The sequence below is a fragment of the Bradyrhizobium sp. WSM4872 genome, from assembly GCF_055811715.1.
Genome location: NZ_JBVVPT010000044.1, coordinates 1 through 21,634, shown reverse-complemented (window position 1 = coordinate 21,634; position 21,634 = coordinate 1). Strand labels below are relative to the sequence as shown.

At 58.9% G+C, this 21,634-nt stretch carries 9 protein-coding genes and 7 pseudogenes; 10 read left to right on the top strand and 6 right to left on the bottom strand.

All coding sequences use genetic code 11. The features are described from left to right. Positions 1-625: 625 nt before the first annotated feature. Positions 626-889: pseudogene (locus AC0L3C_RS34065) on the top strand (transposase); the annotation flags it as partial. Positions 890-1,123: 234 nt separating this feature from the next. On the opposite strand, the gene AC0L3C_RS34060 reads toward AC0L3C_RS34065, so the two are convergent. Continuing rightward, on the bottom strand, positions 1,124-2,176 hold the full coding sequence (locus tag AC0L3C_RS34060) for an IS110 family RNA-guided transposase (RefSeq protein WP_473410179.1): 1,053 nt from the start codon (positions 2,174-2,176) through the stop codon (positions 1,124-1,126). Here AC0L3C_RS34060 and AC0L3C_RS34055 point away from each other — a divergent pair. From AC0L3C_RS34055 to AC0L3C_RS34040, 4 genes and pseudogenes are all read left to right on the top strand, one after another. Beyond that, on the top strand, positions 2,167-3,159 hold the full coding sequence (locus AC0L3C_RS34055; RefSeq protein WP_473410178.1) for an IS3 family transposase: 993 nt from the start codon (positions 2,167-2,169) through the stop codon (positions 3,157-3,159). The two genes, AC0L3C_RS34060 and AC0L3C_RS34055, sit on opposite strands and share 10 nt — an antisense overlap. Positions 3,160-3,216: 57 nt before the next feature. After that, positions 3,217-4,316 (top strand): IS3 family transposase gene (locus tag AC0L3C_RS34050; protein ID WP_473410177.1). Its coding sequence is split into 2 segments (ribosomal slippage): positions 3,217-3,469 and positions 3,469-4,316, totalling 1,101 coding nucleotides; the frame shifts between segments, so codons are not numbered across the junction. Between the two features lie 506 nt (positions 4,317-4,822). Further along, positions 4,823-5,015: pseudogene (locus AC0L3C_RS34045) on the top strand (aminotransferase class III-fold pyridoxal phosphate-dependent enzyme); the annotation flags it as partial. 463 nt (positions 5,016-5,478) lie between these two features. Beyond that, a pseudogene (locus tag AC0L3C_RS34040) lies at positions 5,479-6,268 on the top strand (IS256 family transposase); the annotation flags it as partial. Between the two features lie 63 nt (positions 6,269-6,331). Here the strand turns inward: AC0L3C_RS34040 and AC0L3C_RS34035 are convergent. Further along, positions 6,332-7,619, bottom strand: a pseudogene (locus AC0L3C_RS34035) (transposase); the annotation flags it as partial. Positions 7,620-7,722: 103 nt separating this feature from the next. Here AC0L3C_RS34035 and AC0L3C_RS34030 point away from each other — a divergent pair. From AC0L3C_RS34030 to AC0L3C_RS34020, 3 genes and pseudogenes are all read left to right on the top strand, one after another. Then, positions 7,723-8,276, top strand: a pseudogene (locus tag AC0L3C_RS34030) (IS66 family transposase); the annotation flags it as partial. 539 nt (positions 8,277-8,815) lie between these two features. Further along, a pseudogene (gene dctA, locus AC0L3C_RS34025) lies at positions 8,816-10,063 on the top strand (C4-dicarboxylate transporter DctA). A 1,099-nt stretch (positions 10,064-11,162) separates the two neighbouring features. After that, a complete protein-coding gene (locus AC0L3C_RS34020) occupies positions 11,163-12,965 on the top strand; it encodes an ABC transporter ATP-binding protein (RefSeq protein ID WP_473410176.1) in 1,803 nt (600 codons plus the stop codon). 1,340 nt (positions 12,966-14,305) lie between these two features. Here the strand turns inward: AC0L3C_RS34020 and AC0L3C_RS34015 are convergent. The 4 genes and pseudogenes from AC0L3C_RS34015 to AC0L3C_RS34000 all read right to left on the bottom strand — a co-directional run bounded on the left by AC0L3C_RS34015 (position 14,306) and on the right by AC0L3C_RS34000 (position 17,243). Next, positions 14,306-14,479 (bottom strand): hypothetical protein, encoded by a 174-nt coding sequence (locus tag AC0L3C_RS34015; protein WP_473410175.1) that lies wholly within the window; start codon positions 14,477-14,479, stop codon positions 14,306-14,308. Between the two features lie 389 nt (positions 14,480-14,868). Beyond that, a pseudogene (locus AC0L3C_RS34010) lies at positions 14,869-15,123 on the bottom strand (ATP-binding protein); the annotation flags it as partial. A gap of 812 nt (positions 15,124-15,935) precedes the next feature. After that, positions 15,936-16,181, bottom strand: a complete 246-nt coding sequence (locus AC0L3C_RS34005) for a helix-turn-helix domain-containing protein (protein ID WP_473410174.1) — start codon at positions 16,179-16,181, stop codon at positions 15,936-15,938. A gap of 12 nt (positions 16,182-16,193) precedes the next feature. Next, positions 16,194-17,243, bottom strand: coding sequence for a KamA family radical SAM protein (locus AC0L3C_RS34000; protein ID WP_473410173.1), 1,050 nt, complete (start codon positions 17,241-17,243; stop codon positions 16,194-16,196). Between the two features lie 777 nt (positions 17,244-18,020). On the opposite strand from AC0L3C_RS34000, the gene AC0L3C_RS33995 reads away from it, so the two are divergent. Both AC0L3C_RS33995 and AC0L3C_RS33990 read left to right on the top strand, forming a co-directional pair. Then, positions 18,021-18,911: a beta-keto acid cleavage family enzyme gene (locus tag AC0L3C_RS33995; protein ID WP_473410172.1), complete on the top strand. Its 891-nt coding sequence runs from the start codon at positions 18,021-18,023 to the stop codon at positions 18,909-18,911. 993 nt (positions 18,912-19,904) lie between these two features. Beyond that, positions 19,905-21,248, top strand: coding sequence for a PLP-dependent aminotransferase family protein (locus AC0L3C_RS33990; protein ID WP_473410171.1), 1,344 nt, complete (start codon positions 19,905-19,907; stop codon positions 21,246-21,248). Positions 21,249-21,634 lie beyond the last annotated feature (386 nt).

Genomic DNA, 21,634 nt, shown 5'->3' with positions numbered 1-21,634 from the left:
AGGTGCCGCTGCTCCAGTTCCGCGATGAGCGATGACCCGGCTGCCCCCAGGCCAGGGCCGAGGAGGCGCTGGCCACCCAAGACAACGGTACAGATCGGACTCGTCAGGCATCACGAGTCTTTCCAAGATCCTGGACGTGAATGACGTTTTCTCGCAGCGCGGCCTGACGCTAGGGGACGTTGATCGGTGGCATGGGCCTTCGGGCGGCGAGGCAGCAAGCCAACCCTTTTATGCCGAAAATGTGCGTCCAGCCTTGATTAGGGCAGAAATAGTGCAGCAGCGCTCAACCAAGTATCAACCGCTGGAGACCTGCGCAGCCGCTCTTTGTCAGCCTGCCTCCCTGCGGCTGCGGTCGGCCGAATTGCCGCCGATCACGAGCGGCTCGATTTTCCATGATTTTTCGCGGCTACTATCGCTGGAGACTCACCTACGAGCTGCTCGAAAAGACGAGGGTCACTTGCACCCTCGGTGTTCGGCCGTGTACCTCTGCATCACCACTGCGCGCGCGGCTTCACAACTTAGCAAATTAGCATCCGAGACATCGCGCGGTGCCCAATGCTATTGACCTTGCCCCTTGAGCTTAATCCAGTTTGAAGTTCGTTCTGGCCCAGCCGAGGACCAGAGCATGAAGCGCAAGCGGTTTACGGAAGAACAGATCATCGGGATTTTGAAGGAGCACGAAGCGGGGGTTCCGGTCGCCGATCTCTGCCGGAAGCATGGTGTCAGCGATGCCAGCATCTACAAATGGAAGGCCAGGTTCGGCGGGATGGACCTATCGGAGGCCAAGCGACTGCGGTCGCTGGAAGACGAGAACACGAAGCTGAAGCGGCTTCTGGCAGACGCCATGTTGGACAATGCGGCGCTGAAGGATCTCGTGGGAAAGAATGTATGACCCGCCCCGCCCGTGCAAGGTCGTTTAATGAGGACGATGCAGTCTGCACAAATGTATCCGGCCTCTTGCAAGTGGGCCGCTGTTGCGGACAGGCCATGATGAGATCCGCGGGTGCCGTTCCCAGATAAATGGTTCGGGCTCGAAGCCCGCTTTTTTGCACAGGGTTTACGGCGCGCCGATCGACTGTTTCGTCATCACCTTCACGAACCTCGCAGTCTGGAACAAACGGGATCAGCTAAAGGCCGGATCCCGCCGTTCATAGCTTGCGCCGGGCTTGGTCATCACCACCCATGCGATCCGCGCAATCTTGGCCGCCAAGGCGACGGTGACCTTGTTAGTGTGCATGCGTGCCTGAAGTCCATCTAGCCACGCGCCAAGGCGGTATCGCGAGCGATCAAGATGAGTCACGCAGGAACGGGCGCCATGGATGATCATCCGGCGCAGATATCGATTGCCGCGCTTGCTTATCCCCAGCAGCTTCGTTTTGCCTCCCGTAGAATATTCTCTCGGGACAAGACCTAGCCGAGCTGCCATATCGCGGGCCTTTTTGAACTGGCGGGCAGATCCAGCTGCTGCCAAAAGCGCCGTCGCGGCCAGCGGACCAATGCCCGGGATGGTCATCAATCGACGTGCGGTATCGCTTTGAGAGGCAATTGCCTCAATCTCGCGGTTGACCTCGGCAATCCGCAGCTCCAGCTGCCGCAGCTCGTCAAATGTAGATGCAAGAATGCGACGCATCGCCGAGGTTAGATCATTCGACTGATCGGCCAAAACCCTCGGCAGATCAGCCTTGAACTTGCCGGCGCCCTGGTGAATAGCGATCCCATATTCCAGGCAAAAAGCGCGCATCTGATTGATGAGGCACGTCCGTTGCGGCATCATCCGATCGCGAACACGATGCAGCGCTTGCAGGTCAATGTGCTCAGGCGACCTTAGCTCGACGAAGCGCATCGTTGGTCTCGTCACGGCTTCGGCGATCGCCGCGGCATCGATGATGTCATTTTTGTTGGACTTCACATATGGCTTCACGAATTGAGCTGGGATAATGCGAACGGTGTGCCCCATGGCGGCGATCTTGCGGGCCAACCATTGCGAGCCGGAGCAGGCCTCCATCCCCACCAAAGCCGGTCCTGCACGTTCGAAGAACTGCAAGAGCGTATCGCGCCGAAAGGTCGCCTTCTGGATCGGCATTCCGGCGGCGTCGAGCCCAACGACGTGGAAAAGGTTCTTGCCAATGTCGATCCCAAACACCGTTGCCGGCCTGGGCTTGTTCCGTGTCCTCATTGCTTCCTCCTTTCAAAAGCCAACTCAGTCTGACTGAGAGGACGGGGCGGGTCATCCCATTAGTGGTGACGCCCGCGGGGAAGCGGAAAGCTGTCGCTCATCTGGTGGATGCCCATGGGATGAGCGAACGGCGGGCGTGTAAAGCCATCGGCTGCTGCCGCATGACCATGAGATACCAGACGACGCAGGCTGACGATACCAGCCTTCGCGAACGCATGAGGGCGATCGCTCAGGAGCGCCGCCGCTTCGGCTTCGGCGGCTGCATGTTCTGCTCAGGCGGGAGGGCTCTGATCAACCATAAAAAGCTCTTCCGGCTCTATCGGGAAGAGAAGCTATCGGTGCGCCGCCGTGGTGGCCGCAAGCGGGCGATCGGGACCAGGGCGCCGATGCTGGTTCCGATGACACCGAACGACCGGTGGTCGCTCGACTTTGTGTCGGACCAACTGACCTGCGGCCGCCGCTTCCGGATCCTGACCGTCGCCGATGATTGTACCCGCGAGTGCCTGGCGCTGGTGGCCGACACCTCGCTCTCCGGCATTCGCGTGGCGCGGGAACTGGACCGGCTGATGATCGAGCGCGGCAAGCCCAGGATGGTGGTCAGCGATAACGGCAGCGAACTCACAAGCAACGCCATCCTGGTGTGGGCCGACCAAAGCCGTGTCGAATGGCACTACATCGCGCCGGGCAAACCCATGCAGAACGCCTTCATCGAGAGCTTCAACGGCCGGCTGCGGGATGAGCTGTTGAACGAGACGTTGTTCACGTCACTGGCACAAGCCCGCGTCATACTTGGATGTTGGCGAGCCGATTACAACGACACAAGAACACACTCGCAGCTCGGATGGAGAACCCCGTCCGAGTTCGCGATGATCTGCCACCCGCGCCGGGATCTGGCGCTGCGCTATGCCGAAGGCTCCGCGCCAGCTCCCGTCGCTGCCACCGCCCAACCGGGCAAATCCAATGACGTGCCCCCGCCAAATTAGGCCAGTTTGAACTGGAATTTTCCACTTATGATCCCCTGAGGGGGAGAGGATAATTCCATGAAGGCATCGAAGTTTTCAGAGGCGCAGATTGCATTCGTGCTGAAGCAGGCTGAAGACGGCTCGGCGGTGGCCGAGGTCTGCCGCAAGGCCGGGATCAGCGAGGCAACCTTCTACAACTGGCGGAAGAAGTATGCAGGCTTGATGCCCTCGGAGATGAAGCGGCTGCGTCAGCTTGAGGAAGAGAACGGGAAGCTGAAGCGGATTGTCGCCGACCTGTCGTTGGACAAGGCCATGCTTCAGGATGTGCTCTCAAAAAAGCTCTGAGGCCTGGCCGCAAGCGCGAGCTTGTCGACAAGGTGCGAAGTGACTGGAAGGTGTCAGTCAGGCGGGCCTGCTCCACGCTTCGGGTTGATCGCGCTCTTTACGTCTACAAGTCGAAGCGCGGCGACCAGGCCGCTCTCAAACACCGGATCAAGGACATCTGCGCGACGCGGGTGAGATACGGCTATCGGCGCATTCATGTGCTGCTGCAACGGGAGGGCTGGGCCGTTAACGTCAAACGGGTCTATCGCCTGTACCGGGAATTGAGCCTGCAATTACGCAACAAAACGCCCAAGCGCCGCGTCAAGGCCAAGCTGCGAGAAGATCGAACCGATGCCAAACAGATCAACGAGACCTGGGCCATGGAGTTCGTTCACGACCAGCTGGCCACCGGCCGCAAACTCCGCGTACTGACGATTGTCGACATCTTCAGCCGCTTCTCGCCGGCGGTCGATCCGCGGTTCAGCTATCGAGGCGAGGACGTTGTGCTGACTCTGGAGCGCATCTGCAAAACCGTCGGTTACCCGAAGAGCATTCGTGTGGATCAGGGATCGGAGTTCATCTCCCGCGATCTCGACATCTGGGCTTATCAAAGAGGCGTTGTGCTCGACTTCTCACGTCCCGGCAAGCCGACGGACAATAGCTTCATCGAATCCTTCAACGGCAAGTTCAGAACCGAATGCCTGAACATGCACTGGTTCCTGAGCCTTGGCGACGCCCGGCAGAAAATGGAGGATTGGCGTAGAGACTACAACGAAGTCCGGCCCCATAGCGCGATCGGCAACAAGGCGCCGATATCGCTGTTGAATGGCTCATCGGCGCCCCCGCCGGCATGAGCTAAACCCCGGAAAATTCCAGCATCAGCTGGCCTAGTTTTGGGGAGCACTTCACCAAGCACGGGCGAACTCAGGACTGGATAAAACCTGGGGGCAAGGTCACTATGGTTGAGAAGCAACACAGTTTCGACTTCCAGAAGGCTCGCGGTGGCGTGCGTCTTGTAGACCAGCCGCTATGCCAGCGATGTACGCCTTCTGTAATCCCCCACAAGTAGGAAGCCCCGCTTCTCGATGAGGCCCCGCCCGTCGATGCCAGCCGGCGGGTGATGCCTGCGCGTCGAGCGGCGCCCTCGGCGGCATCTTTGATCGGTTCGGCAGACAGAGCTGGTCCCGGTTGTCGGAACAGAGTTTACGCGTCGATAGCTGGAGCCTCTGCCGGGGTTAGGCTGCCATGCGGAGTGGCAGCGGGGTGAAGTAGGCTTGATGCGGCGTGGTGCCGTCAAGCCTCGATTGGGACGCCTGCTGTTATAGAAGTCGAGATATCGGCCGATTGAGCTGCGCGGCCCTGGGGCCGCACTGGAACATTATTCGCCTGCGAGCAGGCCAATGTCACCCGGATGTCGCCTGCTGTTCCAAGACCTCACGGGAGGGACGCTTGCGCACCCGGTGATATCGCGCCGGGGGATATTTCCAACGCACACTATTAAACGGACATTCTTTCATTCAAGTTCATATACAGCAAACCCCCTCGCTTGCGCCGTGCTCAGGCCAAGTGCTCATCTTTCACGATGTGCTGGGAGACGGAACGTCGTTGCTGTTCGCGGCTATGCGAATGGTTTCCAGTTGTTGCAGGAGGCCCTGTCGCGTTGGGCAGCCGATGTCCGCAACGGTGAATTCCCGACATCGCAAGAATCCTATCTGGTTCCTGAAGGGCTCGCGCGACGTCGCGAACTGGGCACTCTCCAATCCAACCTGATGTAAAGCGCAATGAAAACGATCACGACGGCCGCAGAGCTTCATCGCGCCCTCGCAGAGGTTCGCAGCGCCGATAGGCGTTCTGCAGCAGGTCGTGTCCCCGGTGGTGGTGTAGCTCGGTAGAGCAAAGCCGCCCGGACGCTCACCCCCAAATAGCGCCGTAGCGGGCGGGCGGCTTTGCGGTGGTCACCGGCAGTTCTCCGGTAGGACCGGGTTGCGACACGCCAACGCAACCGAGGAACCACCGATGACCGATGACATGATGAACCTGCGCACGCTCGTAGAGAAGACCCCAGACGCCGATCTGCTGCGCGAGATGATCGGCTTTGCCGCCCAGCGCCTGATGGAGCTGGAAGTGGAAGGCCAGACCGGGGCGGCCTACGGCGAGAAGAGCCCCGACGCCTGGCCCAGCGCAACGGCTACCGCGACCGGATCTGGGAGACCCGCGCCGGCGCGGTTGAGCTGCGCATTCCCAAGCTGCGCAAGGGCTCCTACTTCCCGGGCTTCCTGGAGCAGCGACGCATGGCCGAGAAGGCGCTCACCGCCGTGGTTCAGGAAGCCTATGTGCAGGGCGTCTCGACCCGCTCGGTGGACGACCTCGTCCAGGCCATGGGCATGACCGGCATCTCCAAGAGCCAGGTCAGCCGGCTGTGCGGCGAGATCGATGACAAGGTGAAGGCCTTCCTCGCCCGTCCGATCGAGGGCGACTGGCCGTATCTGTGGATCGACGCCACCTACGTGAAGGTGCGCCAGAATGGCCGCATCTCTCAGTCGCGGTGATTGGCGCGGTCGGCGTCAATAGCGACGGCCGACGCGAGGTCCTCGGCATGGACATCGGCCTTTCCGAGGCCGAGACGTTCTGGACGGCGTTCCTGCGCAAGCTCGCCCGCCGCGGCCTGCGCGGCGTCAAGCTGGTCGTGTCCGACGCCCACGAAGGCATCAGGGCCACCGTGGCCAAGGTGCTCAATGCCAGCTGGCAGCGTTGCCGCGTGGGGCCTTTGAAGAACCACTTTGAGCCAAACGCCGATAGCGGCCGCGGATCAGGCGGCGGCGAGATGGCGATGATCGTCGGGCAATACGAAAGAGGCGGCGACAATCTGGAGAAAGCGCAAAAGAGCGAACGCCAGCCTCTTCAGGTTGACGGCCGGGGCGGTCAGGAACGCCCGGATCCGCATGTTCTGAAGACCGCGTCGGATTGCGCGCGCGAGTCCATGCCAAGTCTTTGCCTCGCCGTGGTATCCTTCAGAGATGTCGCCGGTAGAGTTGCCTGTCCTCGGCTGACCAGTTCTCCCGTCGGCGACGCGCTCGCAGAAGCGCAGGATGATGGTCGCTCACCACGACAGCCTTGTTCCTCCGACGGGCAGAGAGGCATAGGTTCGCCATCGAGCAACGGCTGCAGTCCTTGGCTTTCGAGTAGAAGAAGCGGCCGTGCTTGGTCGAACGCTGCGGCCGCAGGACCTTGCCTCTGGGGCACTTCAGGATGTCGTTCTGGGTGTCGTACCGGAAGCGACGGAGTGGGACCGGCGAGCGGATCGGCTCGGCCTTGGCAGGGATCACGGCATGGATGTTCCGCTCTTCCATGACGCCATAGACCTTGCCGTAGGCGTAGCCCGCGTCGGCGATGACCGTGGTCACCGCTCTGCCGGTCCTCTCAGCCGTCCGGTCCACCTGCTCGACGATGTGCTGGCCCTCGTTCAACTCCCGGTGGTGACCTCCACATCGAGCATGACGCCGCGCCTGTCGTCCACCGCGGCGTGCTGCTTATAAGCCGGCTCGAGCCGGCGATTACGGCCGTTCGTCGCCATCGTAGCCTCGGGATCGGTGGTGCAGACCTTCTTGAATTTACCTGTTTGGCGGGCGCTCTTCGCGGTGTCGTCGAACTCGGGAGCGTTCGTCGCTTCCACGGCCGCGACGTGCCTCACCGCCAGACTCTCCCAGGAGACATTGGCGCGGATCAGGGAGGCGTCGACGTGCACGATCTCAGTGGCGATCTTCGCCACGAGGCAGGCTTGAACGGTTCGTTCGAAGATGCGGCGGAAACGATCAGCGCCCCAACGCTGGCGTATGCGGTTTAGGGAAGAATGGTCAGGCAGAACCTCGTGAAGGTCGTAGCCGATGAACCACCGGATCGCGATGTTGACCTGGGCCTCCCGCAAGAGGCGCCGATCGTGAACGACGCCCAGGAGAAACCCAGCCGAAAGCGCAGCCTCCGGATCAATCCCCGGCGCGGCCGTTGTCGTTGCAGTAGAGGCCCGCCACTTCGCCCCGAAGCCAGGAGAGATCCAGCACCCGATCGACCTTGGCCGAGGATGTGATCGTCGGGGACAAGCTGGGTAGCGAGCCGGTGATGAACAGTTCGAGCTGCCCGTGTTCCTTGCATCCCAGCATCGCCGCCGATCCTCGCGACTCACCTTCACATGGAGTGAATCAGCGCTGTCGCGGTTCTTCAACACCCCCCGCGTCCACTTCGCCAAGCCCTCCGCACCCTTCCTGCTGGTCGCATCTGAGGCGCCAGTTTGTGAAGATCGAGCGCGAGGCCGCTCCGGCGGCAGCTCCGGTTGCCCGCGAGGCTCTTGAGCGCATCGCCCAGCTTTACGCGGTCGAGAAAGCGCTGCGCGGCCGATCGGATGCCGAGCGCCGTGCTGGCAGGCGCATGCCCGACCTCCGGCTGCAGCCTTGAAGCAGTGGTTTGAGGCCAAGCTTGATCACCTTGCACAGAAGAGCAACACGGCGAAGGCCTTGCGTTACGCTGCGAATCCGCCCCGAGGCAGCGACGGCGCGAAGTTCCTGTCGTACGGGGCGGTCGCTCAGTACTATTACGAGACCGGTAAGAGGGACCGCGCGATCGAATTGGTCGAGGTGGCGCTGAAGTGGCTGGATGCAGCGCCTGCCTCGGATCTAGCGAAACGGGACGTCGTGCAGCGCTCTCTCCAGGCTTTGGCGAGCTACAGGAGTGAGAAGCTCTCTTACGAGGAGTGCTGTTCAGCCCCGCAAAACACGGCTCTCGAAAAACCGGAACCGAGATCGCCCAGGGAGGCAGCGTGAGCAATGCTGCTTGGCATGTCTTTGCGGCCTCGTGGTTTTGCGATCAAATCGAAGCCTCTTGGGAATGTCGGGGCATTCACATGAAGTGAGGACAGGAGGCGCGAGCCGGTGAACGCAGGCGAGGCCGCACCACCATGAGTTCTTATGGCGAGTGTTTCCTCAAGGTTGATCGCTCCCACGCGATGGGGGGCGAGAGTGCCTGCTCAAGTGAAGAGTGGTCGCCGGCTGCTAAGATTGGCGTCCTAGGAGATGCGGAATGGCATCTTCGAACAACCAACAAGATAGAAATGGGTGGTGACGCTGATGCTTTCCAGCTCTCAAGGAAGCTTTCTCAACGTTCTATCGCTGCTGTCGGAAGCGGTTCAGAACTTCGTTCCGCTTGGACGGCAAGCCGATTCGGGAGAGGCGCCAGTCCGTGGCTCTGGACTGTGCTGTTCGGAGCCGTCAGATTCCCCTGCGCCCCCCAGTGAAGGAACACTGAGCGAAGCCGTACCTTCATTGAGCGCCCTCTTTGCGAGCACGGCGCCAGGTCGAGCATGATGTACAATCAGCGCCAGCGCCGCTCTGTCAAACCGGCCGCCCTGTCCCGGAAATCTGGGCCCTGGTACAAAGTGCTTTACGTCCAGGTGCTCATAGCGATCCTGATTGGCATTCTCGTTGGCTGGCTATGGCCCGCTGTGGGGACGAGTAGCTGGGTCAAAGCGCTTGGTGATGGGTTCATCAAGCTGATCAAGATGGTGATCGCGCCGATCATCTTCTGCACTGTTGTCTCCGGAATTTCGCATGTTCAGGATGCACGAAAGGTCGGCCGAGTCGGCGTCAAAGCGCTACTTTACTTCGAGATCGTATCAACCTTCGCGCTCATCCTGGGTCTTTTGATGGGCAATCTCGCTCAGGTCGGTCATGGGCTCGCTCCCAAGGGGGATGCCGCGGCCGTAGCCAACTACGTCAAGACGGCGGAAGCGCAGAAGACGGTCGATTTCCTCCTCAATATCATTCCGGATAGTGTAGTTGGCGCTTTGGCCCGAGGTGACGTGCTCCAGGTGCTACTGTTTGCCATCCTATTCGGGTTCTCGCTGATGGGGCTTGGGGAGGTGGGTGAGCGGATGCGCGGTCTGGTCGACGATGCTGCGCAAGCGGTGTTTGGAGTCATTAGGATCGTAATGAAGGCAGCCCCAATCGGGGCGTTCGGCGCCATGGCCTACACTATCGGCGAATTCGGACCGTCCGCGCTCGGTAAACTCCTCGGATTGGTCGCCCTGTTTTATGTGACAGCCGGGCTCTTTGTGATCATTGTGCTGGGCCTGATCGCGCGCTTGGTAGGTTTTTCTATTCTAAAGTTCATCGTCTACATCAAGGATGAGCTGCTGATCGTGCTCGGAACATCGCCGTCCGAAAGCGCGCTGCCGCAGTTGATGGAAAAACTGGAACGGCTGGGCTGTTCCAAGCCGGTCGTGGGCCTAGTGGTGCCGACAGGATACTCTTTCAATTTGGATGGGACCAACATTTACATGACGTTGGCGACCTTGTTCATCGCGCAAGCGCTCGGGGTCGATCTCAACTTCAGCCAGCAGCTCACGATACTCGTTGTGGCGATGCTCACCTCGAAGGGCGCAAGCGGTGTCACCGGCGCGGGCTTCGTCACCCTGGCCGCGACCTTGACTGTGGTCAGTCCTGAACTCGTCCCTGGCATTGCCATCGTAGTCTAGATCGACAAGTTCATGGTATTTGTGTCCTGGTGGGAAGGCGAACTCGATCAGGTCTCGCTACACGCGCAGCTCAAGTAGATGTGCGAGCTCAGCTCGGCCCTGCGACGGCCAATGCCGTCGCCACCAGAATGCCGCGGGCCAGCAAAGTCGCAGTTCAAGCCGCTCCGGGAGCGCCGCCAAAGCCGTTGAGAGTTCCAGCGTTTTGTTGCAACTGCGGACTGAAAATCGCTCTCTGAACGCTGCCATTTTGCACTGGCAATTTTCGTGCGGTAGTGGCTGGCCTGGTTTTCGAGATTGGCGCAGGTGTTACTACGCTTACTGGTGTACCAGACCAGCCTTCGACATTGGTGGAGGCGCGCCCCGCAAGTTTGTTAGAAAGCCGACGTGCCGCGTGTGTTGAACTCGTCTAGCTGTCGTGAGCACGACAGTTAGCAGAAAAAAATAAAGGGGGCGCTCGTCGCTCGCCTGGCCCAAATCATGCAGGGTCCAGAGCCAGATTGAAAACCACACACAGCGACAAGCCATTCAGCATCAGGCCATTTCGACCGGTCGCCACGTATGCTGCGGGTAAATACATGTCACTGGAATGGACGAGCGTAACTATGCGACTTCCGAACTGTCGGCCTGCCTTCAAAGATAACGAAACTGTTTGGCCAGGATGCGATTTGGAGTTCTATCTTTTCGCAGGAGCACTTGCGCGCCTTCCAAGCACTTGCGCCAGTTCTGCGCGTGTCAGGATGCACGTCGGCGGTCGCTATGGCAGCGCAGTGTTCAGCAGTCCAAAGCGGGACATTATTCTATGGCGTGACCGCTGTGTGATCTGCAAGATGGCCAGATTGGTGGCAAACAGTTCCGCCGGCGCGGCGGCGTCCCCCGGGGATCCGCATTCAGATCAATGCGCCGATGCGCCCGCTTTTTCAACATCGCGCATGATGCTTCAACCAGCAGCGACTTTACTCCCGAGGTGGCGAGAGTTGCGCGGTGTTTATTATTCGCGAATGGCTGAGTTCCGCCCACGCTTCTTGTCGAGTATTTGGATGCGTCGATCGGAATTGAGGCTGAGTCTCGCAACTGAGAAAGCAAGTGATGTTCGCCCCGGGGTGCATTCGCCTCTTGTATTTTCGAACGTCAATTCGGATCGAGAGGGCTTGCGGTTTGAGCGCAGCCGGGCTGCGCAATGATTATTCAAAATGACAAACGAACCGTCGCGATGCTCGTGGTGATCCCGTTTCTGTTGCAGCATTGGGTGAAGCAGCCTGTTCGCGCCACCATCATCCTCATCGGCTTGTTTGGCGCAGCAGTCGCCGATCTTTTAATGCCGCTCTATTCCGGCCACCTGGTCAATGCGCTAGCATCAGGTCCGTTCGACCCGGCCGCGCGAAATGCGGCACTACTCGCCTTCTGCGGGATCCTCGCGCTTGGCCTGCTGTCAATCGTTCTACGACTTGCGGCGTTGCAAGCGATCGTGCCATTCACGCTGACAACCATGTCGGACGTCGTGCGCAACGCGTTCATGCGGGTACAGCGGTTCTCGACCCATCGGCATGCCAATTCCTTCGCGGGCTCGACCGTGCGCCAGATAACGCGCGGCATGTGGGCGCTCGACCTGCTCAACTACACGATCCTGGTGGCACTATTTCCATCCCTCCTCGTCCTCCTGGGGTCGATGGTGCTTCTCGGTCTGCACTGGCCCGCCCTCGGCGGCGTGGTCGCGGGTGGCGCGCTGATCTATGTCGCCACCACCAAAGTATTCACGGTGGGTTACATCGCGCCGGCCGCGCGTGTCTCCAACGCATGGGACACCAGGATTGCTGGCACGTTGGCGGACGCACTCACTTGCAACGCCGTGGTGAAATGCTCTGGCGCGGAAACACGAGAAGATGCTCGGCTCAATGCTGTGATCAACCGCTGGCGGGCGCGCATGCGGCGCAGTTGGCTGCGTTACAACGCAACGACCGCGGTGCAGCTCTTGATGCTCTTGTGCTTTCGGGCTTCGGTGATCGGGGGGGCTATCCTACTTTGGATAGAGGGGCGCGCATCGCCGGGCGACGTCGCGTATGCGCTGACGAGCTACTATCTTCTTCACGCCTATTTGCGTGATCTCGGTATGCACATCAACAATCTGCAGCGGTCGGTGAATGACATGGAAGACCTTGTTGCCATCCATAGCGAATCAATCGACGTCGTGGACGCACCGGACGCCAAGCGGATCGACATTCGGGCTGGAAGGATTACGTTCGAAGATGTAAGCTTCCAGTATGGCGATGATCGCGCTCCACTCTATAACGGACTGTCAGTCGATATTCGCCCCGGTGAACGGGTAGCTCTGGTCGGTCGCTCTGGCTCAGGCAAAACGACCTTCATAAAGCTGATGCAGCGGCTGTACGATCTCTCTGGCGGTCGTATTCTAATCGACGGCCAAAATATCGCGAGGGTGACGCAGCAATCACTGCGCAGCCAAATTGCCATCGTGCAGCAGGAGCCGATCTTATTTCACCGGTCGTTGGCGGAGAACATCGCTTATAGCCGGCCGGGGGTCAACATGGCAGCTATCGAGCAGGCAGCGCGTCTTGCCAATGCGCATGACTTCATCCTGCGGCTGCCGAAGGGGTACGGCACGTTTGTGGGTGAGCGCGGCGTAATGCTGTCCGGTGGGGAGCGGCAGCGGATCGCGTTGGCGCGTGCATTTCTCGCAGATGCAGCGATTCTGATCCTAGACGAGGCGACCTCGAACCTCGATTCAGAAACGGAAGCGCTGATCCAACAGGCGATCGAGCGGCTGATGAACGGACGTACGTCGATCGTTGTTGCGCACCGGCTGTCGACCGTTCGGAGCCTCGATCGCATCTTGGTGTTCGATCGTGGCGACATTGTTGAGCAGGGGACGCACGCTGCACTAATCGCGCGGCCGGGGGGCATTTATCGGGCGCTGTTCGAGCGGCAGGCCACAGAGTTCGGCGCACAGATGCGGGCAGGGTAACAGCTATCCGCCGTCTATGAATTATCAAACCAGCCAATCAGCTGGACTGAGCAGGCGCTCACGCTTGTGGCCTATCAAGCCAGACTCTCGCGTTTGCCGGCCCCGCGTCGCCGCCTTCCGATTGTGCAGTTTGCGTCGCTTGCAATCGCGCTTGCCAAAAGTAGCTGTCCAGGTCTCCTCGGGCGGCTGGTTCGGCTACGCTAAGCTTTGCCCCGCGTTTGAATAGTCGATCAAACACGCGCGGATGTGCAATATCGTGCGGCAGCTTGTCACATCACACTGCCAGGACCCATCAATATCGAGTACGAGGCGTCAACTTTTCGGTTCACGGATGGGCGATCAGCCAACTGTAAATGGCGCGCCCATTATGCTGATCTGGTTGGCAACTACCTGACCGCCGAGCAGCTTTGGGGGCTGTGATCGTGAGGCCGGAACTCGACGTCACCCAGCCTTCTTGCAGCTGGTCAACAGCAAGTCTCCTTTACGCCAATATCAAATTGCGCAATTGCTCGCCAGCGCCGGCCCGGCTCCGCTGCTGGGCGTTAGTCCATCTGAATGAATCGTTACGCCAATCTTCAGTTCGGCGATGGGATTAAACGCGAGCGAGAATGGCGAAACAGCTGTCAATAGACCTCGAAGGAGTGCTTGCCTGTATTAGGGGCGGCGGTTCTGGCCCTCACGCTGGAGAGAAAGTTGAGCATGCGCGGCGACCATAAGGCGTTGGCGAAGGCGCGGCAGGGGGCAAGGGATGCACAGCCGAGAGTGTGGGGCGGAGAGCGCAAAATCGGGTTGATGCTGATATTCCCCCGAAAAAGTGGATGTGTTAAGCGGCTTTTCGCTCCATTTCGAGCGGGGAGATGTATCCGATGGCGGAACAGCGTCTGGTTCGATTGTACAAGCCCTTGATAAAGGCGAAGATAACAAGCTGGGCGTCGGCACGGGTTTGTACTGACTATGATGAACGAGCTCGGTCTCAAGAGTGTGGAAGAAGCTCTCCATCGGAGCATTGTCGTACCACTCGGCCTTGCGGCTCATGCGGTCAGGTCGGCAGCTGCCAAAGGCCATGCGATACTCACGTGAGGCGTACTGTGGGCGCTCTCCGGGCTCGCGCCAAAAGTCATAATAGCCCGCAGGCGAGACCACGAGCACGGCACACATCAGTCGTACCGGATAGCTGTCGCGGTTGTCCTCGAGGAAACGGAAGTCGTGCCGGCAAAGATCGCGATCGCGGGCGAATCGCTAGGCTGTGTCTTGCAGGCCATTCCGGGCGAAACCGATCCGGCTGTTTTCTTAGCAAGGCGAAGCGCAAAGAAATACCGCGCACGTAGCAGAGCAGGGTCTTAAAGCGCCGCGACGCCGGGCGCGAGGGGCAGGGCCGGCTCGACCAGCAATCCTCTCCTCTTCATTGAAGAAAGCTTGAGATCGGACCAACGCAGCGAGAACACATGGCCGCTGCCAGCAGGGCAATCGGCTACGACCAGCTTCCGCGGCGACGGGAAGACGGTTACCTGCATCGCCATTCTCGGCACGCGCGGTATGATCGCGGCAACCCGTTCGGTAACGGTTCAGTCGTCCGTGAAGAAACTCCCAAGCTGTTGACTTGGAATCTGAAAAGGGCGCTTTGCCCTGACCGGGGTTGCCGGATAGTGGGCTTTTGGATCGGGATTCTTGCAAACTTGATTTGTGATTCACCCGGCTTTGGCTGGCGAGATGCGACCACGGGAGCGAAGTAGACGGGATAGCTGCCGATTTCCGACAAAGCCGGCCATGCATACCAATTCGAAGCCGGCCGAGTATTCCGATCTGAAGCCGGCGACCCACGGCGTCGTTCGCATGGGTCAAATTCATGATGTCGTCGATGGCTGGGAAGGTCAAGAGACCGGTTGATCTTGAGCGGTTTGCTTCTGCTTCTGAGGCTCTCTCCCTTGAGTTCGATTCGGTAGGCATTGTGGATGAGGAAATCGAGGATAGCGTCGGCGCGCTCGACGGTTGCGAGCAAATCACGGCGCTGCTCGGCGTCGAGAGGTTCTGGTCCTCAGTCGTCCAGGATCAGCAGATCAAGTCGTGCGATCGCCCGCAGCATCTTAGTGTAACGACCGTCGACGTGGCCGAGTGCGAGGGCGGCGAAGAGACGCGGCACACGATGGTGGGCAGCGCTTCGGATCGGGCATCGAGGTCCTTGAAGCCTTTTGGCCATACTGTGGAGACCGAGGCTATGCAGCAGTCGAGCGTGGGATGGGTGAGCATGCTGGGTAATCCTTTCTGAAGTAACCGGCGCCGCGTAGATTGGGATGTTCGCTGATCGCGTTCTCGGTATCGCGAGAACTGCGTTCGAGCTTGTTGGCGATGATGGAGGCGATGCTGGAGGCGATGCTCTTGTACGTCAGCGCGCGGACCGCAACAGCGCGGGCGGCGATCAGCTCGGCGCGTCGGGATCAATATCCTTGAATAGCCGAATCACGCCCAGGCAGGTCCGGAATCCCCGTTCGAGATGAGGTCCATTGGCGAGGATCGCGAGGACGAGCCCCTCAGTGTTGGGTCCGATCGACCGCGCCCAACGCCGGAATCGATCGGGAGTCCACTCGGCGTAATGCCGATGTGCACTGGCATGTGATCGGGGTCAGTGCCGTGCCGGCGGCCGCCATAACGGCGCTAATGAGCCGCAACACGCAAGCCCCGATGGAGCAGCTCGATGGTCCGGGTGGGGGCGCGAACGTCCTTGCGCCGACCGGATGGTCCTGCGGCGTCGTCGGAGACAGCCGCCGCTCGAATTCCCAAAATAAATCGCAGAACCGGCTGTAGCCATATCCTTCCGGGTGGCCCCCCGGTATTCCTCCCACAGGACCATCAGATTGACGCTAGGCCGCTTCAGCTCACAGGCCAGCGACGCCCAATCCGGCTCCCGGCGCCGGCGGAAGCCGCGCCTGACGCCGGCGTGGGCGAACAGGCGTTGTTCAAGAACGGCGTCGGTCAGATGGCCCGCCAAAGCCACGCCAGCCCGGCAGTCGAGGCACGCTTGAGATTGTCCTGGATGGCGCTGCGCGCCACGCCGAGCGTGCGCCCGATCTCACTGGCGCTCACCCCATCACGGGCAAGCCGAAGCATCTGCCGTATCTTGATGCCTGAGGGACTGACCCAAACAAAAACGCCGATTTCCAAAACCCCGGCCGGCTTCAAATCGGAATACCCGGCCGGAATAAATCGGAATCCGCGCACCTTTCGAGCTGATCATTCAGCCAAATCGTCCAACCAGCAGGCCGCCTCGACGTGTGGTCGGGAAAAAATCTTGCCAATGTTGTCTACAGCCTTACTTTGATGATAACGCATGTACATGCGATCGTCGTCTCCCAAGTCGAGGATCTCGATCTTTCCTGTGTAATGGGACATAATGTATTTGAAGGTCTTGTGGACACCGCTGAGACGCTGATTGATACCGCGCACAATCTCGAGTCCGCGGCGCAATGGAACCTGAAAGTGCGATGCACCCTTCACTGGCCTAGCCTGAAAAAGATAATAGGGGCGCACTCCGATCTGGTGACACTTCGTGAAGGTAGCCGCCAAGATCTCCGGATCATCGTTGACGTTCGCGAGGAGCACGGACTGGTTGAGGAATTGCACGCCCCGCGCGCGCAAAGAAGAAATTCTGTGCTCCACATCGTCGGAAATCTCCCCGATGTGATCGAAATGTGTGACTATTGTTACTGTCTTGCCTGCTTGACATATTCGCTGGAACAAAGCCGCTAGGGCCAAATCCTCAAATCGCTTGGGCTCATAGGCAATCATTTTTGTGCCAAATCGAATCGTATCCAAGTGTGGGATGGGCAGCAGATAGTTCAGGATATTGTCAAGTTTTGCGGTGCTGAGTACGAACGGATCACCTCCCGATAGCAACACGTTCGTCATCTCGGGATGGCTGTTAATGTATTGCGCAACCTGAGCAAAATCAGGTGCGATTTCATCGGAATTCTTGCCGAGAATGCGCTTGCGAAAGCAGTAGCGGCAATATGAAGCGCAACGGTCTGTCACCAGCAACAACCCAGTCTGCGCGTATTTATGCTGGAGTCCGGGCACGACTGTGTTGTCGTGCTCGCCGCTTGTATCCAGACTGCCGGGACTCACAAACTCCTCGATAGAGGGTTCAACAATACGTTTAAGTTGGTCGTAATATGCGCTCTTCGTAATCTGCTCACGGTAGGCTCTTGTGATATGATGCCGCGAGATGTTTTTGCTTTGCAGTTCATCCTCGGTGACGACGCGCGCCCCTTCGAGGAACTTCATCACTCGCCCCCTAGGATGCAGCGGATCAATTGCGCCTATCATGGCCGCGCCTCATTGCTGTAGTTATGAGCTACCCGCTAACGGGAAAACAGCGAGCTGCTCATTAGTGATACAGGAGTAACAGTTTGTGCAAACCTACCTAGTCTGGCGAGGAACTCAGCACGATACTTGCGAACCAGGTGTTGAGACCGGAGCTGCCCCGCATTGAAGCGGTGGCCGGGCATTCTTGAACGGCAGCAGACCCGCCGCCAGCGCCCGCAGAGATAAACACCGCCTCGTCATTCTCTTCGTGGGCAACATCTTTGCTTGGACACAGTGATCACGATTCTTTGAGCGCGCGATAGACGCGCCTAATTTTTTGCCGTGAACATTCATTCCGATGTGTGTACCTGAACCGCACCGGGTTAGCCGCCGGCCCTTTGGTTTAGTTTATGCCGCCATGGCCGGCCGTTCCCGCCAAGGTCCACTGTGTAGCGGCACAAGCTCGCGCATCAAACTAATCCGCGTTACTTCAGACCAATCTGTCCTTTTGATTACGCCAGTGTCGGGACTCCGACACTAGTCTAAGGACCGTCTGGGAGACGCACATCGTTTCGCTCGTAAGGTAGACGGGCTTAGGAGCGCATGAGCGGCACGCTGTTTGCTGGATGAAGACCGCAGTGGTGAGGCTGCCAGATTCCTGAAGTACCTTCCCAGCCTGGCCCAGGTACGCGTGCTGGTTGCGCTGGCTTCAGTTTGGCGCAGCTTCGAATAGTTAAGGATTGAGGGAGCGATCAGATGATCTCCGAGGTGTTCATTACCTGCGCGGTCACAGGCAGTAGTTCGAATGTGGAGCGTAGTCGCCATGTGCCGGTGACTCCCGAGCAGATCGCGGGCTCCGCAATCGAGGCAGCGAGATCGGGGGCGGCGGTGGTGCACATACACGTCCGTGATCCGGAAACAGGGCGGGGCTCGCGTGATCCGGCGCTTTACCGCGAAGTCGTGCGGCGAATCCGGAAATCTGATGTGAATCCGGTGATCAACCTGACGACCGGCTTAGGGGGCGATCTTGTGCTTGGTGGGCCTGATGCTCCGCTTCCGCCCGATCCATACTCGACTGATATGGCGCCGGCCCTTGAGCGGCTCGTGCACGTGGAAGAGTTGCGGCCTGAAATCTGCACGTTGGACTGCGGCTCCATGAACTTCGGCGCCGGAGAGTATGTTATGATCAACACTTATCCGACACTGCGCAAAATGGCCGCGCGGTTACAGGAACTAGATGTGCGTCCTGAACTCGAGGTGTTCGACACCGGCCATTTGTGGGTGGTCCGCGACCTGATCCAGGAGGGTCTGCTTGCCAAGCCCTTAATCCAGTTGTGCATGGGAATCCGCTACGGTGCGCCAGCCGATCCGGTCACGCTGATGGCGATGGTGAACCAGATCCCGCCGGGGGTGGTCTACTCGGCCTTTTCGATCGGACGGATGCAGCTTCCGTATGTCGCAATGGCTGCACTGGCCGGTGGAAACGTGCGAGTTGGATTGGAGGACAACCTCTATCTTTCGCGCGGAAGGCTTGCGACAAACGCCGAGCTCGTCCAGCAGTCAGTACAAATTCTCGAAAGTATTGGAGTGGGTGTGATGACTCCGGATGAAGTCCGCGAGAAGCTCGTATTGAAAGCTCATGTCTGATGCCAAGCAAATGGAACAACTCGACAGTGATTACCGTTCGACTAGCTTAGAAGAAACTGCAACAAAGGTTTCCGTCCACCGGCGCCCGTCGCGGTGCTTGCGATCCGACGGTGATGACAGGCAAATTGGTACGCGCCCAATGGGCGCGACCGCCTCCTCCGAGAGCGAATACCCCCCACCAGAGTCGGTAGTGCCGCATCGCTCATTTAGGAGATATTTCTCAATTGATACCTTGCACGATGCCCAGTCGTGAGAGTTTGTTCGCCAGACTTGTCCTCCTAAAATACAGGCTTCCGATGAAAGAGCTCTACCAACTTGACCTTGACGCAAGAGCACGTCCAAAGGCGCTACGCAAAATCGACAAGCTTGAGGGCGCATACGGGGCCGTAAGAAGCAGGCAATCATTTTCCAAGTACTGGGAGGCGACGGTCAACTCTCGAACATCGAGCTCGTAACCAATGCGAGCGCGTAACATACCCCGACAGGGTCCGATCGTTCGAGCGAAACATGCACGTGCGATGGGTCCGCTCGGCGCAAATAGGCGTCAACGTACTAATTTGGTTCTGCCCGGAGCCATCGAGCGCTTCGGTTCGCTGCTAACTTCCGTGCAAAACGGTGCCGCTTACCAATCGCTACTGCCTCGCCAAATCGAAGCCCGTCGGCCCGACACAGCTCTTCGCAATGTGCGTATCATGTGTCTTGTTGAAATCCTGGGTTCACCGGTCACTGATCAGTTCATTTGGACAGTCTTCCCAACACAGAGCTCTTGCCCTCCACATTGCTCAAAACTGCGGGAGCTCGTGTAGCTGTGGAGGATGAGGGCTCGACAATGTATGGAGTTGTTCAATGCACTTCGGACCGCAACGGACTTTCCGAAGGGCTGCATTGCCGGGAGGGCAGAGTGCTAGCGCGGCACTTGCAGACAGGTACCTATCGGCAAATCGGGGAAAATTGTTGCTGGGGCGCATCGTCAAACCTTTTTGAACTCGTGAGATGTGCGGGATCAAAGCGCGGACAATCCGACTGGAGCGCGCCGACAGACCGACGTTGAGAAGAGGGCCAATGGAACAGTACATCACGACTGAAGAGTGTTACCCGAATGGGCACTTTCGGAGAACCACATCTGGATTCAGTGGCCGCTTGCCGCGTTTTGTACACGGTAGGGCTAGTCCTATGGGCTTCCTTGCTCGGTCGACCACCCCGCAAGCCATAACTCGGGCTGGCAATGATCTGCCTGGCAGCCGCCCGCACCTAATTGACTTCGTGAGTTGCTCTTACTTGGGGCTTCATAATCATCCGCTAATAGTTTCTGCAGCGATCCAAGCCACTGAGGCTCGCCGCTCATGGCCTTGGTCTCGTAACCGGACGCAAGTTGGCTTTGATCTTCTGGGTGAGCTCGAGGAAACGTTGTCCGGGTTGTTCTGCTCGCATGTGCTCGCGTTTTCTAGCGGTATGCTCGCGAATGTCGGTTCGTTACCGATTCTTGCGTCAGGGCTTCTGACAAAAGGAAGGAAACCCGTTGTCGTATTCGACGGCTTTGCGCACATCTCACTTCTTCAGCAAAGGCCGCTGATAGCTGACGTAACTCGAGTAGAAACGATCGCGCACAACGACATGGACCATCTCGAGCGCTTGTGCGGCGACCATTCGCTGGTCGCATATGTTTGTAATGGTGTTTACCCCATGGGGGGGAACGCGCCGATGAAGGAGTTGCATCAGCTCCAGGAGCGTTTCGGGCTTTTTCTCTATATGGACGACGCTCTCGGACTATCAATCTTCGGATCCGCGGGAACAGGATTTGCTCGCTCCAGTTTTCCGCAATGGCTTGGTGAGCGAACCATCATATCAGCGTCGCTGGGCAAGGGATTTGGCGCCAGTGGGGGAATGTTGATGCTCGGAACCGCTGAGAACGAGGCGATAGTCCGAGAATACTCCAGTCCCTATGCGTTTTCGGCTGCCCCCAATCAGGCAGCAATAGGCGCAGCACTGGGTTCGTGCAAGATCCATGGATCGGCTGAACTCATGCAACGGCAGGGACTTCTGGCCGAGCGGATTGAGCTGTTTGACAACCGTATCGCAACCGCCCAGCAAGGCAATTCACTTCCTATCAGAATCATTGCGATTGGATCCGAAGCCAGTGCTGTCGAAACCGCAACAGGCTTGTTCGATAACGGCTTCTCAACCTCAGTAACCTTGGTTTCTGCGGCAGGGGCAGAAAGAGGGGGGATTCGGGTGTGCATTACAGCGGAGCACGCGGTTCGTGACATAGAGCGGCTGTGCGACTGCATTTTAAAAACAATAGCGGAAATAACCGGGAAGCCGTACCCTCTGAGGTGACCCGACGGTTCTGCTGGCCGACTCATAAAACTGGCTTGGAAGGAGTAAAGCTGCTGTATTCGAGGCTCTTAACCATTCATCGATTGCGACGGAGCGTATTGATGCAAAAGGCACGCTTGCTTCTGTCTTCGCGGGACGCAATTGCATCCGAAGTCCTGGTGCGACCTTTGGCGCCGGCAAGGCGCTTATTCAGGAAAGTCCTGCCTGAACTAGGCAGCTTGTCGTGATGACCGGCGCCCAGGATAAGCCTGCCGCGCCACGCTACTCCGGCTCTGGCCGTCGAATGCTCGACGGGGATGCCGATGCAGGGTAAGCGATGTTCTCAGGCCACGCGCCAGCGTTTTTGGGTAGCGAGATAGGCCCAGGGTAGCAATTCGTCGATCTGG